Here is a 14,587-nt window from a genome sequence, read left to right on the forward strand (position 1 = left end):
ACATGTCGCAATCAGACCAGCTTGTGCTCCATCGCGTACTTCACCAACTCCGCCAGCGAGTTGACCTTGAGCTTTTGCATCAACCGCGCCTTGTGCGTGCTGATGGTCTTGTTCGACAGCGCCAACTGCTGAGCGATGTCGTTGACGTTGGCCCCCTGGGCCAGGCGCTCGAACACCGAGAACTCACGCTCGGACAGCAGCGTATGCAGCGGTCGGGTTTCGGTCAGCCCCACCTCGAAGACCATGCGGTCGGCCAGGCTCGGGTCGATATAGCGCCCGCCCCCGGCAACCCGGCGTATCGCGGTGAGCAACAGGGCCGGGTCGCTGTCCTTGGTGGCATAGCCCGCCGCCCCGGCCTTCAGCGCCCGCGCGGCCATCTGCGCCTCGTCGTGCATAGACAGCATCAGGATCGCCGGTGGGTTGTTCAATGCCAGGATCCGCGGGATGGCCTCCAGGCCGTTCACCCCCGGCATGGAGATATCCAGCAGCACCACCTCGCAGGGAGTATGGCGCAGGGTCTCCAGCAACTGCTCGCCGTTGCCCGCCTCGCCGGCGACCTGCATGTCTTTGGCCAGGCCAATCAACTGCTTGATGCCCTCACGGACGATGGTGTGGTCTTCCGCCACCAGCACTCGAATCACGATCGTTCTCTCCTACGCCAAAGGAATCGCCACGCTCAGGCTGGTGCCTTCGCCGGGCTCGCTTTCCAGGGCCATGTCGCCGCCCAGCATCAGCACGCGCTCACGCACCCCCACCAGGCCGAACGAGGTCGGCCGGGCCGCATCGACGGCGAACCCCACGCCATCGTCGATGACCGTCATGCGCAACTGCCCGCCCTCCTCGACCAGGGCGATCTGCACGGTATGCGCCCGAGCATGGCGCATGACGTTGGTCAGCGCCTCCTGAAGGATGCGGAACAGGCCGATGGCCTTGGCATCGCTCAAGGGCGGCAGCTGCTCCGGGACCTCGACCAGGCAGGGGATCTGCGTGCGGGCCTCGAAACGCCGTGCCTGCCACTCGATGGCCGAGGCGATCCCGGCATCGAGAATCGGTGGACGCAACGCGGTGGCCACATCACGCACCAGCTGGAACAACTGGGCGATCAGGCGCTTCATGCTGGCCAGGCGCTCATGCAGCCCGGCATCCAGCTCGGCATAGGCCAGCTCGCACATCGACACTTCCAGTTTGAGCACCGTGAGCATCTGCCCGAGTTCGTCGTGCACCTCACGGGCGATGCGGGCCTTTTCCTCCTCGCGCACGCTTTCCAGATGCGCCGACAACTCTCGCAACTGCTCCTGGGAGGCGGCCAGGGCCAGCTCGGCCTGTTTGCCCTGGGTGATGTCCCAGACCACACCATCCCACACCATGCGCCCATCGGCCAGGCGCCGCGTGGTCGCCTTGATGTCGGCCCAGCGCTGTTCGCCCTGGCGGGTGAGGATGCGGCCTTGCCACGACCAGTCCCGGTCGCTGGCCAGGGCCAGGTCCTGGACCCGGTGATAATCGGGGCGGTCCTGGGGGTGGACCAGGTTGCGCAGCCCCATCTGCGGGTGCTGGATCGCCGCCGGGGTATAGCCGACCAGCGCCTCGCTGCCCTCGCTGATATAGGGGAACTCCGGATCGCCTTCGGCCGGGTCGCGTTCCAGGCGGAACACCAGCCCCGGCACGTTGCCGGCAATGCCCTTGAGCCGCGCCTCGCTTTCGCGCAACGCGGCCAGGTCGTGCTGGCGCTCGGTGACATCGGCGAGGAACACCACCAGGTACTCCGCATCGCGAAAACGCAGGAACGACAACGACAACTCGACCGGGAACAGACTGCCGTCGGCGCGTCGACACTGACTTTCGAACTGCTGCTCGCCGCCATCTCCGGTACGGGCGCGCTTCCACAGCTCCAGCCAACGATCCATCTTCAGGTTCGGTTCGATATCGACCAACGGCCGCTCCAGCAACGCCCCCTCGGAATAGCCCAGCATGCGTTCGGCGGCATGGTTGGCGTAGCGCACATGGCTGTCCCAGTTGACCCAGAGGATGCCCACCGTGCTCTGGTCGATGGAGAACTGGCTCAGGCGCAACGCCTCCTCGCGCACCTGACGCTCCACCAGGCTCTCGCGGGCAGCCAGCAAGCCCCGTTCCAGGCCGCGCTGCTGGCGACGCTGCCAGACCAGGGTAGCCAGGGCACACAGCAGCAGCAGGCCGAACAGCAAGGCGAGGTTCTGCCAGAAGCCGGCGGACTCGGAAAAGCGTGGGTACTTGGGCTGCAGCCAGCGCTGGTGCATTTGCTCCAAGGTCTTGGCCGGCAGGGCCTGCAAGGCGCGTTCGAGGATATCGGCGAGCACGGGCCAGTCTCGCCGCGAGCCAACTCGCAGCAACTGCGGCAAGCCGATATCGCCCACCACCGCCAGGTCGGCGAACTCCCCTTCACGGGAAAGCCGGCTAAGTTGCGCCTCATCCAGCACGGCGAAGCTGGCCTGACCGCCCAGCACCAGTTGCAGCGCCTCCCGCTCGTTGGGCACGCCCTGCAGGTTGAGATTGCCGTAATTGCTCCGCAGGTAGTCCGCCAGGGCACCAGGCATACGCACCGCCACCCGCTCGTTGGCGGTCAGCTTCTCCAGATCCACGGCCACCGCGCCGCTGCGCATCCCCACCATCAGTTGCGGCACACGCATGTAAGGGTCGCTGAACAGCCACAGCCGCAGGCTGGCGGGGGTCTGGGTCAGACCCGGGGCAAAATCGATCTCGCCCGCCTGCAACGCGTGCTCCAGCGCGGCCTGATCCGGGAAGCCGCGCCAGGTCAGGTCCAACCGTAATGCCTGGGACAAGGCGCCGACCAGTTCGACGTTGGCCCCGTAGAATTGCTGCAGACGACGGTCGAACTGAGCATAGGGCGCCTGCAACACGAGGCCGACGCGCAGGCCGCGGTGTTCGTCCAGCCACTGCTGCTGGGCCGGTTCCAGCACCACGGGTGGCGGCGCCTCCGGCTTTGCCAGGGCGATCAAGGGTAGACACAACCAGCCGATAACCCACAGGCAACGCACTCGCTTCATCTCTACGCTCGTCTTGGCAATGACGGCCGCCTGGCGTGGCCGTCGCGGGCAAATACCATTAGGCTGCCGGTATGATTCTGGCCTTGGATTGATCGATGTTCACACTTTATCGCACGACGCTGGCAATGTTCTGCCTGGCTTCGCTCCTGCCGCTCGGCGCTCAGGCCGCCGACGCCGAAGCACCGCAGGCCGCCGCCGAAGCGGCCGCCCCCGCTCCCCGACCACCGCTGCTCGAACGTAGCCAGGACGATGCCCTGGCCCTCGAGCGCCAGGTGCCCAAGGCCGAGCAACAGACCTTGCAGGCCAATGGCGAGAACTTCCTGGCGCTGTGGAAACCGGCCAACGACAGCGATCCGCAAGGCGCGGTGATCATCGTTCCCGGTGCCGGCGAAAGTGCCGACTGGCCAACCACCGTCGGCCCGCTGCGCCGTGGTTTCCCCGATGTCGGCTGGAGCACCCTGAGCCTCAGCCTGCCCGACCTGCTGGCAGAGCGCCCGCAGGCCCGGGTTGAAGCCAAGCCGGTGGTCGAACCGAAAAAGGAAGAAGGCGAGTCGGCTCCGGCCAAGGACACGCCAGCCGATGCCAACGCCAACGTGGCCCAGGCCACCGCCCCCGAGGTGGACGCGGCCGACAGCACCGACGCGGTAGAGGCTGACGAACATACCAGCGAGGAGGATGCCGAACGCATCTTCGCCCGCCTCGACGCCGCCGTGGCCTATGCCCAGCAGCAGAAAGCGCGCAGCATCGTGCTGCTGGGCAACGGCAGTGGCGCGTACTGGGCCGCACGCTACCTCAGCGAGAAACAGCCTCCCCAGGTACAGAAGCTGGTGATGGTCGCCGCACAGACGCCGGCGCGGGTGGAGCACGACCTGCTGAGCCTGACGCCGACCCTGAAAGTGCCGACGGTGGACCTGTACTACACAACCCGAACCCAGGATCGGCTGGCCGCCCAACAGCGCCTGCAAGCCAGCAAGCGAGAGAAAAACAGCCAGTACCGACAGCTGTCGCTGATGGTCGTGCCGGGCAACAAGGCCGCCGAGCAGGAGCAATTGCTGCGCCGGGTGCGCGGCTGGCTGAAGCCCAAGGAAGAGTGAGGCGTATCGCGGGACAAGCCAACTCCAACAACGTGGGAGCGGACTTGCCCCGCGATGGCAAACCTAAAGCCCGCGCCGCTTGCGAATCATGGCATAGGCCTGATGCAACTCGCGGGTATGCTCGGTCGCCTCGCGCACCTTGGCCTCACTGGCACCGCTGCCCACCAGCTTGTCCGGGTGGTGTCGGCTGAGTAACCGCCGGTAGGCCTGCTTGACCTTGTCCGCTTCGGTATCCGGCTCCACCCCCAGCAGCCTCAACGCCGCCGCATAGGTCATGGCCCCGCCTTCGATCGCCGATTTGCGTGGTTCATATTCCAGCGACATGGCCTGCACCTGGTTGCGACTGAGCCCCAGTTGCTGCCCCCAGCCCAGCAACAGGTCACGCTCCTGGCGACCAGCCTTGCCATCGGCCCAGACCATCCGCCAACAGGCACGCAGGGTGCCCTCGGCACCGTGAGGCTGCAGCTTGATCCGCCGCAGGTAGTGCCCCAGCCGGCCCTTGCCCGACTTGCCGCGATTGAACGCGGCAATCGCCCGCATACGCGCGGGCTCCGCCAGGTCCAGACGCGACATTTCCTGACGCGCCTGCTGAATATGCCCCTCGACCACCCGGCCGTCGCTCTTGGCCAGGCGTCCGAGCAGGACGAACAACAGTTCCTCGTCACGCAGCGCCGGCCGCCCGCCCAGGCGCTCGCGCACATCCTCCCAACCCTGCAGTCGCAGGCGCCGATCCATGGCCTGTCCCAGCAACGCCCCCAGCAATGCACCCGGAATGCTGGCCACGGCGAAACCGGCACCAGCACCAATCACTGTGCTCGGCCACCACATGTCAGGTACGCCCTCCGATCAGGCGCTCGACATCGGCCAGGCGCTCGAGGGTGCCGACATCGATCCAGTAGCCACGATAGTGCTCACCACTCACCCGCCCTTCGGCCATGGCCTTGCGCAGCAGGGGCGCCAACTTGAACGCGCCGGGCTGGCAGCCTTCGAACAGCGCCGGATCCAGCACCGAGATGCCGCTGAAAGTCAGCGTTCCCGCTGCTTCGTCACCATCGCTCACCTGGCCATCCACCAGGCGGAAGTCGCCACGGCCGTGATGACCGGGATTGTCCACCAGCACCAGGTGCGCAAGCCCTTGCATGGGAGCATTCAGGCCAGCGAAGTCGTAGTCGGTCCAGACGTCACCGTTGACCAGCAGGAATGGCGCATCCCCCAGCAACGGCAACGCCTTGAAGATCCCGCCACCGGTTTCCAGTGGCTCGCCCTCCGGCGAGTAGCGGATGCGCAGGCCGAAGCGGCTACCATCGCCCAGGTGGTCCTCGATCTGCTGGCCGAGCCAGGCGTGATTGATGACCACTTCGCGGATACCGGCGCGGACCAGCGCCTCGAGGTGGTATTCGATCAGCGGCTTGCCGGCGGCGGGCACCAGCGGTTTGGGCGTATGCAGGGTCAGCGGGCGCATGCGCTCGCCCTTGCCTGCCGCCAGGATCATCGCCTTCATGGACGCGCCTCACCCTTGAGCTCGGCAATCAGTTGCCCCAGCTCGACCAGTTCGGGACGGCGGGCGATCACCTCATCTATATAGGCGAAGAAGCGCGGCACATCGGTGAGATAGCGCGGCTTGCCGTCACGGTGGCAGATGCGGGCGAAGATACCGATGACCTTGAGGTGACGCTGCACGCCCATCAGGTCGCTGGCACGCTGGAACGCCTCGAACTCAGGCTGTACCGGGATACCGGCGGCGCGGGCCTTTTCCCAATAACCACGCAGCCAGCCTTCCACGCGCGGCTGCGGCCAGCTGAGGAAGGCGTCCTTGAACAGGCAGGTGATGTCGTAGGTGACCGGACCGTAGACGGCATCCTGGAAGTCCAGCACGCCTGGATTGGGGGCACTCTGCATCAGGTTGCGCGGCATGTAGTCGCGGTGCACCAGCACCTTGGGCTGGGCCAGGGCACTGTTGATCAGCACCTGGCTGACCCGTTGCCAGGCGGCCTGCTGCGCTTCGCTGAAGTTCAGACCAAGCTCGCGGCCCACGTACCACTCGGGGAACAGCTCCACCTCGCGGCGCAACAGGGCAACGTCGTAGCTGGGCAGCGGCGCGTCCATCGGCAGGCGCTGGAACGCCAGCAGCGCATCGATGGCATCGGCGAACAGTGCGTCGGCGTTATCCGAATCAATGATGTCCAGGTATGTCTGGCGACCCAGATCGCCCAGCAGCAGGAAACCACGCTCCAGGTCCTGGGCATGAATGACCGGCACGTGCACGCCCGCCGTGGCCAGCAGGTGGTCGATTTCGACGAACGGACGGCAGTTCTCCTGCGGCGGCGGCGCATCCATGATCACGAAGCTGTGGCCGGCGCCCTCCCAGCGGAAATAACGGCGGAAACTCGCATCGCTGCTGGCGGCGGTCAGACTGCCGGTGGGCACTTCGCCCCAGGCGTTGCTACGGAACAGGCTCTCCAGTTGCCCGGCGAGCCAGGCGGTCAGTTGTTGCAGGCGTACATCGTGATCGGGCATTACGAGGGTTCTCCGACGGCCCTAGCCGTCAAGCGGGTCATGCTTTATTATCCAGCATCTTTTTCAGACCATCGAGAGGCGTGCGGCCCCCACACGCGGGCAGATGGCACGCAGGAAGCCCGGACTAATAAGATGGCATTGAAATCCCCCGCGTTTCGTAGGAAGTTTCCGTTGTTGGTGACTGGCGGTCTGCTGGCCCTGCAACCCCTGGCCACGTCGTACGTGGTGGCGGCCGAGCAGTTCGACTGCCAAGTGTCCGCCGCCGGTGGCTGGGACTGCAAGCCCAAGACCTCCGCCAACCTGCCTCCGCGCCCGGTTCATCCGGGTGCTGCCGCTGCCAGCTCGGGTGCCGAAGCGCCTGGCGAAGCCGCCGCGACCGAGGCCGAGAAGCCGATGCTGGTCACCGAGGCCAAGGGCCGCGGCTTGAAATCGCGCAGCGAAGACTACAGCCACCTGGACTGGGTCCCGCGCGAGAAGCTCACCGCTGCGCAGCTGGCCGAGACCGGCCCGTATTGCGGCGGCGCCTACATCGAGCCGACCCGCCCGGGCATGAACGACTCCACGCCCAAGGACGAGTCGCCCACCTACATCAACGCCAAGGTCTCCAAGTACCAGCAGGAGCAGCAGATCGCCACCCTCGCCGGTGACGTGGTCATGCGCCAGGGCAGCATGCAGGCGGAGGCCGACGAAGCCAACCTGTACCAGGCCGAGAACCGTGGCGAGCTCAAGGGCAACGTCAAGATCCGCGACAACGGCTCGCTGGTGGTCGGCGACGAGGCGCAGATCCAGCTCGACACCGGCGAAGCCCGGGTCGACAACGCCGAATACGTGATGCACAAGTCGCACATCCGCGGCAACGCGCTGTACGCCAAGCGCGCCGAGAACGCCATCATCCGCCTCAAGGACGGTACCTATACCACCTGTGAGCCGGGCAGCAACGCGTGGCAGCTCAAGGGCAACAACATCACCCTTAACCCGGCCACCGGCTTCGGCACCGCGACCAACGTGACGCTGCGGGTCAAGGATTTCCCGGTGTTCTACACACCGTACATCTACTTCCCGATCGACGACCGTCGCCAGTCCGGCTTCCTGCCGCCGTCGTTCAGCTCCAGCAGCGACACCGGCTTCATGCTGGTCACGCCGTACTACTTCAACCTGGCGCCTAACTACGACGCCACGTTGTACCCGCGCTACATGGCCAAGCGCGGCATGCTGATGGAAGGCGAGTTCCGCTACCTGACCAAGTCCAGCGAAGGCCAGTTCGGCGGCGGTTTCCTGAGCGATCAGGACGACGACCGCGAGAAGCAGACGGACTACAAGAAAGACCGCTGGATGGTCAACTGGCAGCACAAGGGTGGCCTGGACGAGCGCGTGATGACCGAGGTGGACTACACCGACATCAGCGATCCGTTCTACTTCCAGGACCTGGAAACCGACCAGATCGGCGTCCAGAGCCGGGACATCCTGAACCAGCGCGGCACACTGACCTACCGGGGCGACAGCTATACCGCACGCCTGAACGTGCATGCCTACGAGATGGCGACCATCTCGCAGATCACCCCGTACGACAAGCTGCCGCAGGTCACCTTCAATGGCATGCTGCCGTTCCACCCGGGCGGCTTCGATCTGAGCTACGAGACCGAGGCCGTGCGCTTCGACCGTGACCTGAAGAACGATTTCGTACGGGACAAGGACGGCAATCCGGACACTTCCGCAGGTGGTATTCCTGGCCGTCGCCTGGACGACAACGTTTCCGGTATCGCTCGCGCCAACGGCACCCGCCTCAACTTCGCCCCGGCGATCAGCCTGCCGATGCAAGCCAGCTATGGCTTCGTCACGCCGAAGTTGAAGTACGTCTACACCAACTACGACCTGGACCTGGATAGCCAAGGCAAGGCTCAGGCTATCGCGCAGTCGGCGAAACCCGCCTACGGCAGCTACAGCAGCTCGTTGAACCGCGACATTCCGGTCTTCAGTGTCGACAGCGGCCTGTACTTCGACCGCAAAACCCAGCTGTTCGGTACAAACTACCGCCAGACCCTCGAACCGCGACTGTTCTACCTCTATGTTCCGTACAAGGATCAGAAAGACATTCCACTGTTCGACACGGGCGAGAACACGTTCAACTATGCCTCGCTGTTCCGCGACAATCGCTTCAGTGGCACCGACCGCATCGGCGACGAGAACAAGATGTCGCTGGGCGTGACCAACCGCTGGATCGAGGACAACGGCTTCCAGCGCCAGCGTTTCAGCATCGGTCAGGCGTTCTACTTCAAGGATCGCAAGGTCCAGCTTCCTGGCATCGACTATCGCACCCGCGCGGACAGCAAATCGGATGTCTCGCCGTACGCACTGGAGTACGAGTACGCCTTCAACCGCGACTGGCGCTTCAACTCGGACTTCAACTGGGATCCGGACAGCCGCAGCACCCGCTCGGGCAGCGCGATGTTCCACTACCAGCCTGAAGACAATCCGAACAAGGTCGTCAACCTTGGCTATCGCTATCGCAACGACCTGATCACCTACGATTCGGCGACTGGCCTCTGGAAAGTCGGTGGTGGTGACTATGGCACCCCGGGCGATCCGAACTACATCAAGGACTACTACAAGATCCAGCAGCACGATTTCTCGGTCATCTGGCCGATCGTGCCGCAGTGGAGCGTGATCGGTCGCTGGCAGCATGACTACAACCGCAACCGTACCCTGGAAGCGATGGGTGGTTTCGAATACGACAACTGCTGCTGGAAACTGCGTCTGATCAACCGCTACTGGATCGACTACGACGACTTCAGCCAAGCCGTCCCGAACAACGAGAAGGGCGACCACGGCATCTTCCTGCAGATCGTGCTCAAAGGGCTCGGTGGTGTAGTCGGCAACAAGGTCGAATCGTTCCTGGACCAAGGCATTCAAGGTTACCGTACACGTGAAGAGCAAGCTTATTGATCGTCTGCGCCCGCTGATGCTGGGCGCCGCAATGCTGAGTGGCGCGGTGCATGCCGCGGTACAACCCATCGACCGCATCGTGGCCACCGTCGACAACGACGTGGTCATGCAGAGCCAGCTGGACCAGCGCGTGCGCGAAGTGCAGCAGACCATCGCCAAGCGTGGCGGTGGCGTGCCGCCTGCCGCCGCCCTGCAGCAGCAGGTACTGGAGCGTCTGATCGTCGAAAACCTGCAACTGCAGATCGGCGAGCGCTCGGGCATCCGCATCACCGACGAAGAGCTGAACCAGGCCGTCGGCACCATTGCCCAGCGCAATGGCATGTCGCTGGAGCAGTTCCGCGCCGCCCTGGCCCACGACGGCCTGTCGTACGACGATGCCCGCGAGCAGATCAAGCGCGAGATGGTCATCAGCCGCGTGCGCCAGCGTCGCGTGGCCGAGCGTATCCAGGTGTCCGAGCAGGAAGTGAAGAACTTCCTCAACTCGGACCTGGGCAAGATGCAGATGTCGGAAGAGTACCGCCTGGCCAACATCCTCATCCCGACGCCGGAAGGCGCCAACTCGGAAGCCATCCAGGCCGCCGCCCGCCAGGTCGGCGATGTCTACCAGCAACTCCGGCAGGGCAAGGACTTCGGCCAGATGGCCATTGAACGCTCCGCCAGCGAGAACGCCCTGGAAGGCGGCGAGATGGGCTGGCGCAAGGCCGGCCAGCTGCCACCTGACTTCGCCAAGATGCTCAGCAGCATGGCCATTGGCGATATCACCCAGCCGATCCGCATCCCCAACGGCTTCATCATCCTCAAGCTCGAGGAGAAGCGTGGCGGCAGCGAGAGCATCCTGCGCGACGAAGTACACGTGCGCCACATCCTGATCAAGCCGAGCGAGATCCGCAGCGAAGCCGCCACCGAGCAGCTGGCCGAGCGTCTGTACGACCGGATCCAGAACGGTGAAGACTTCGCCGAACTGGCGAAAAGCTTCTCGGAAGACCCGGGCTCCGCGCTCAACGGCGGCGACCTCAACTGGGTCGACCCGAACAGCCTGGTACCAGAGTTCCGCGAGCAGATGGCCAGCGCTCAGCAAGGCGTGGTGACCAAGCCGTTCAAGACCCAGTATGGCTGGCATGTGCTGGAAGTCCTGGGCCGCCGCGCCACCGACAGCACCGAGCAGGCGCGCGAGCAGCAGGCCATGAACGTCCTGCGCAACCGCAAGTACGACGAAGAGCTGCAGAACTGGCTGCGCCAGATCCGCGACGAAGCCTACGTTGAAATCAAGCTGCCTGGCGCCGACCAGGCCGCGCAGTGAAGCCCCAGCGCTTCGCCGTCACGCCCGGTGAGCCGGCCGGCATAGGTCCCGACCTGTGCCTGCTGCTCGCCGCCGAGGCCCAGCCCCACCCCCTGATTGCCATCACCAGCCGTGACCTGCTCGCCGAGCGGGCCGCGCAGCTGGGGCTGGCCGTCAGCCTGGTGCCCGTCACCCCCGACAGTTTCCCCAGCCTGCCAGCGCCCGCCGGCAGCCTGTACGTCTGGGACACGCCGCTGGCCAACCCGGTGGTGGCCGGACAGCTGGACAAGGCCAACGCCGCCTTCGTCCTGGAGACGCTGACCCGGGCCGGCCAGGGCTGCCTCGACGGGCAGTTCGCCGGGATGATCACCGCCCCCGTGCACAAGGGTGTGATCAACGAGAGCGGGATCGCCTTCTCCGGGCACACCGAATTCCTCGCCGACCTCACCCACACCGCGCAAGTGGTGATGATGCTGGCCACCCGAGGATTACGCGTGGCCCTGGTGACCACCCACCTGCCCCTGCGCGATATTGCCGACGCCATTACCGGCGAACGCCTGGAGCGCGTCACCCGCATCCTGCATGCGGACATGCGCGACAAGTTCGGCATCGCCAACCCACGCATCCTGGTCTGCGGACTCAACCCGCATGCCGGAGAAGGCGGCCACCTGGGCCGCGAAGAAATCGACATCATCGAGCCGGCGCTACAGCGCCTGCGCGCCGAAGGCATGGACCTGCACGGTCCGCTGCCGGCCGACACCCTGTTTACCCCCAAATATCTGGAGCACTGCGACGCGGTGCTGGCGATGTACCACGACCAAGGCCTGCCCGTACTCAAGTACAAGGGCTTCGGCGCCGCGGTCAACGTGACGCTGGGCCTGCCGATCATCCGTACCTCGGTCGACCACGGCACCGCCCTGGACCTGGCCGGCACCGGCCGGATCGACACCGGCAGCCTGCGCGTCGCCCTGGAAACCGCCTACCAGATGGCCGAGAACCGACCATGACCGAGCATTACCAACACCGGGCGCGCAAGCGCTTCGGCCAGAACTTCCTGCACGACGCCGGAATCATTGACCGCATCCTGCGGGCGATCAACGCCAAGGCCGGCGAACACCTGCTGGAGATCGGCCCGGGCCAGGGCGCCCTGACCGAGGGCCTGCTGGGCAGCGGCGCACAGCTGGACGTGGTGGAGCTGGACAAGGACCTGGTGCCGATCCTGCAACACAAGTTCGCCGGGCGCGACAACTTCCGCCTGCACCAGGGCGATGCCCTGAAGTTCGACTTCAACCAGCTGGGCGTGCCCGCGCGCAGCCTCAAGGTGGTCGGCAACCTGCCCTACAACATCTCCACCCCACTGATCTTCCACCTGCTCAGCCATGCCGGGTTGATCCGCGACATGCACTTCATGTTGCAAAAGGAAGTGGTCGAGCGCATGGCGGCCGGCCCGGGTGGCGGTGACTGGGGGCGCCTGTCGATCATGGTGCAGTACCACTGCCGGGTCGAACACCTGTTCAACGTTGGCCCCGGCGCCTTCAACCCGCCGCCGAAAGTGGACTCGGCCATCGTCCGGCTGGTGCCGCACGAAGTGCTGCCACACCCGGCCAAGGATGCGCGACTGCTGGAGCAGGTGGTACGCGAGGCGTTCAACCAGCGCCGCAAGACCCTGCGCAATACCATGAAGGGGCTACTCGACAGCGCGGCCATCGAAGCCGCCGGTGTCGATGGCAGCCTGCGTCCCGAGCAGCTGGACCTGGCCGCCTTCGTGCGGCTGGCTGACCAGTTGGCTGATCAGCAAGCCTGATTCCGCCTGTACTGACCTCTTCGCGGGCAAGCCCGCGAAGAAGCCGGCATTGGCTGATCAAATTCCCAAGACCCCACACCGCTGGCCCTCCCCCCTCTCAATGGCCTAGACTGCGTTATTGCGTCAGTTCGCCCAAGGCCCTTGCATGTCCGACCCCCGCTATCAGATCGACGTCAGCGTCGTGACCCGCTACCTCAAAGACCAATCCGACCCCGAAAGCAGCCGTTTCGCCTTCGCCTACACCATTACCGTGCAGAACAACGGCACGGTCACGGCCAAGCTGATGTCCCGCCACTGGCTGATCACCAACGGTGACGGCGAGGTCGAAGAAGTGCGCGGCGCCGGCGTGATCGGCCAACAGCCGCTGATCGAGCCCGGCCAGAGCCATACCTACAGCAGCGGCGCGGTCATCAGTACCCGCGTCGGCACCATGCAGGGCAGCTACCAGATGTTCGCCGAAGACGGCAAACGCTTCGACGCCACGATCGCTCCGTTCCGCCTGGCCGTGCCCGGGGCCCTGCACTGATGGCCACCTACGCGGTCGGCGACCTGCAAGGCTGCCTGCAACCGCTCAAGTGCCTGCTCGAACGCGTGCGCTTCAACCCGGCAGTCGACCGCCTGTGGCTGGTGGGCGACCTGGTCAACCGCGGCCCCGAGTCCCTCGAGACCCTGCGTTACCTGTATTCGATCCGCCATGCGCTGGTCTGCGTGCTGGGCAATCACGACCTGCACCTGCTGGCGGCCTGGCACAACGTCGAGCGCCTGAAGAAAAGCGACACCCTGCGCGAAATCATCGAAGCCCCGGACGCCGACCAGCTGTTCGACTGGCTGCGCCAGCAGAAGCTGCTGCACTACGACGAGACCCGCGGCATCGTCATGGTCCATGCCGGCATCCCGCCGCAATGGACCCTGGGCAAGGCGCTGGAGCTGGCGGCCGAGGTCGAGGAAGTGCTGCGCGACGACGGTCGTCTGAAGCTGTACCTGGACGGCATGTACGGCAACGAGCCGAACAAGTGGAGCAAGGACCTGGCCGGCGTCGAGCGCCTGCGGGTGATCACCAACTACTTCACCCGCATGCGCTTCTGCACCGCCGCCGGCAAGCTCGACCTCAAGACCAAGGAAGGCGCCGACAGCGCTCCCAAGGGCTACAAGCCGTGGTTTGCCCACCCGGACCGCCGCTCCCGCCATGTAAAGATCATCTTCGGCCACTGGGCCGCCCTCGAAGGTCGCGTTGATGCGCCCGGCGTGATCGCCCTGGACACCGGCTGCGTCTGGGGTGGCGCGATGACCCTGTACAATGTCGACAGTGGCGAATTCCACCGCTGCGACTGCACCCGCGAGGGCACCCCGCGCCCGCCGGCTCCACTCAACGAACACCCCTGAAGGAACCGCACCCATGAGCGAATTCAAGCGCATTACCCCCGAGCAAGCCCTCGCCCTGCGTGCGCAAGGCGCGGTCGTGGTCGACATTCGCGACCCGCAGGCCTTTGCCGCCGGGCACATCGCCGGCGCCACTCATCTGGATAATCACTCGGTTGCCGATTTCATCCGCAACGCCGACCTGGACGCGCCTACACTGGTTGTCTGCTACCACGGCAATTCCAGCCAGAGCGCCGCCGCCTACCTGGTCGGCCAGGGCTTCTCCAACGTCTACAGCATCGATGGTGGCTTCGAGCTGTGGCGCAACACCTACCCGGCGGAAACCGCCCAGGGCAGCGCCGAATAATTTTTTCATTTTTCCTCCAGCCCGCGCTTGGCGCGGGCTTGCGCCCGACCTGACGAACGGTCGCAGGCGTCTTCTCGGCTCCCCGCCCTTGACCTTGCGTATAACCAACTATCCTTAAGCCCAGGCCATCCAAAAAAGGGGAGAGCCGGTACACCGGCGTGCGGGTCATCGGTAGCGTTCCAA

General features: G+C 65.2%; 13 protein-coding genes. 8 read left to right on the plus strand and 5 right to left on the minus strand.

The window, feature by feature from the left end; translation table 11 throughout:
• Positions 1 to 11: 11 nt before the first annotated feature.
• Positions 12 to 644, minus strand: coding sequence for a response regulator (locus tag V0R62_RS20550; RefSeq protein ID WP_175406173.1), 633 nt, complete (start codon positions 642 to 644; stop codon positions 12 to 14).
• Between the two features lie 9 nt (positions 645 to 653).
• Entirely contained in the window at positions 654 to 3,041 is a 2,388-nt protein-coding gene (locus V0R62_RS20555) for a PAS domain-containing sensor histidine kinase (RefSeq protein WP_330105000.1), read from the minus strand.
• Positions 3,042 to 3,136: 95 nt separating this feature from the next.
• Here V0R62_RS20555 and V0R62_RS20560 point away from each other — a divergent pair, with 95 nt between their 5' ends.
• Positions 3,137 to 4,135 (plus strand): alpha/beta hydrolase family protein, encoded by a 999-nt coding sequence (locus tag V0R62_RS20560; RefSeq protein WP_330105001.1) that lies wholly within the window; start codon positions 3,137 to 3,139, stop codon positions 4,133 to 4,135.
• A 63-nt stretch (positions 4,136 to 4,198) separates the two neighbouring features.
• On the opposite strand, the gene V0R62_RS20565 is transcribed toward V0R62_RS20560, so the two are convergent.
• From V0R62_RS20565 to V0R62_RS20575, 3 genes are read right to left on the minus strand one after another with little or no spacing between them, the layout of a single operon-like run.
• Positions 4,199 to 4,963 (minus strand): TerB family tellurite resistance protein, encoded by a 765-nt coding sequence (locus V0R62_RS20565; RefSeq protein ID WP_050703521.1) that lies wholly within the window; start codon positions 4,961 to 4,963, stop codon positions 4,199 to 4,201.
• A gap of 1 nt (position 4,964) precedes the next feature.
• Entirely contained in the window at positions 4,965 to 5,636 is a 672-nt protein-coding gene (gene murU, locus V0R62_RS20570) for an N-acetylmuramate alpha-1-phosphate uridylyltransferase MurU (RefSeq protein ID WP_330105002.1), read from the minus strand.
• Positions 5,633 to 6,652, minus strand: coding sequence for an aminoglycoside phosphotransferase family protein (locus V0R62_RS20575; RefSeq protein WP_330105003.1), 1,020 nt, complete (start codon positions 6,650 to 6,652; stop codon positions 5,633 to 5,635). Before V0R62_RS20575 ends, murU begins: the two co-directional genes overlap by 4 nt.
• 132 nt (positions 6,653 to 6,784) lie before the next feature.
• Between V0R62_RS20575 and V0R62_RS20580 the strand changes: the two genes are divergently transcribed.
• The 7 genes from V0R62_RS20580 to glpE all read left to right on the plus strand — a co-directional run bounded on the left by V0R62_RS20580 (position 6,785) and on the right by glpE (position 14,404).
• Entirely contained in the window at positions 6,785 to 9,595 is a 2,811-nt protein-coding gene (locus V0R62_RS20580) for an LPS-assembly protein LptD (protein ID WP_330105004.1), read from the plus strand.
• Positions 9,576 to 10,895, plus strand: coding sequence for a peptidylprolyl isomerase (locus tag V0R62_RS20585; RefSeq protein WP_330105005.1), 1,320 nt, complete (start codon positions 9,576 to 9,578; stop codon positions 10,893 to 10,895). The genes V0R62_RS20580 and V0R62_RS20585 overlap by 20 nt, the downstream gene beginning before the upstream one ends.
• Complete coding sequence (pdxA, locus tag V0R62_RS20590; RefSeq protein ID WP_330105006.1) at positions 10,892 to 11,881, plus strand: 4-hydroxythreonine-4-phosphate dehydrogenase PdxA; 990 nt, start codon at positions 10,892 to 10,894, stop codon at positions 11,879 to 11,881. Before V0R62_RS20585 ends, pdxA begins: the two co-directional genes overlap by 4 nt.
• Entirely contained in the window at positions 11,878 to 12,678 is an 801-nt protein-coding gene (rsmA, locus tag V0R62_RS20595) for a 16S rRNA (adenine(1518)-N(6)/adenine(1519)-N(6))-dimethyltransferase RsmA (RefSeq protein ID WP_330105007.1), read from the plus strand. The genes pdxA and rsmA overlap by 4 nt, the downstream gene beginning before the upstream one ends.
• A gap of 145 nt (positions 12,679 to 12,823) precedes the next feature.
• Entirely contained in the window at positions 12,824 to 13,204 is a 381-nt protein-coding gene (apaG, locus tag V0R62_RS20600) for a Co2+/Mg2+ efflux protein ApaG (protein ID WP_186712684.1), read from the plus strand.
• Positions 13,204 to 14,061, plus strand: a complete 858-nt coding sequence (locus V0R62_RS20605; protein ID WP_330105008.1) for a symmetrical bis(5'-nucleosyl)-tetraphosphatase — start codon at positions 13,204 to 13,206, stop codon at positions 14,059 to 14,061. Before apaG ends, V0R62_RS20605 begins: the two co-directional genes overlap by 1 nt.
• A gap of 13 nt (positions 14,062 to 14,074) precedes the next feature.
• Positions 14,075 to 14,404 (plus strand): thiosulfate sulfurtransferase GlpE, encoded by a 330-nt coding sequence (glpE, locus tag V0R62_RS20610; protein WP_330105009.1) that lies wholly within the window; start codon positions 14,075 to 14,077, stop codon positions 14,402 to 14,404.
• Positions 14,405 to 14,587: the final 183 nt, after the last annotated feature.

This window comes from Pseudomonas carassii (genome assembly GCF_036324045.1).
Taxonomy (GTDB): Bacteria; Pseudomonadota; Gammaproteobacteria; order Pseudomonadales; family Pseudomonadaceae; genus Aquipseudomonas; species Aquipseudomonas peradeniyensis.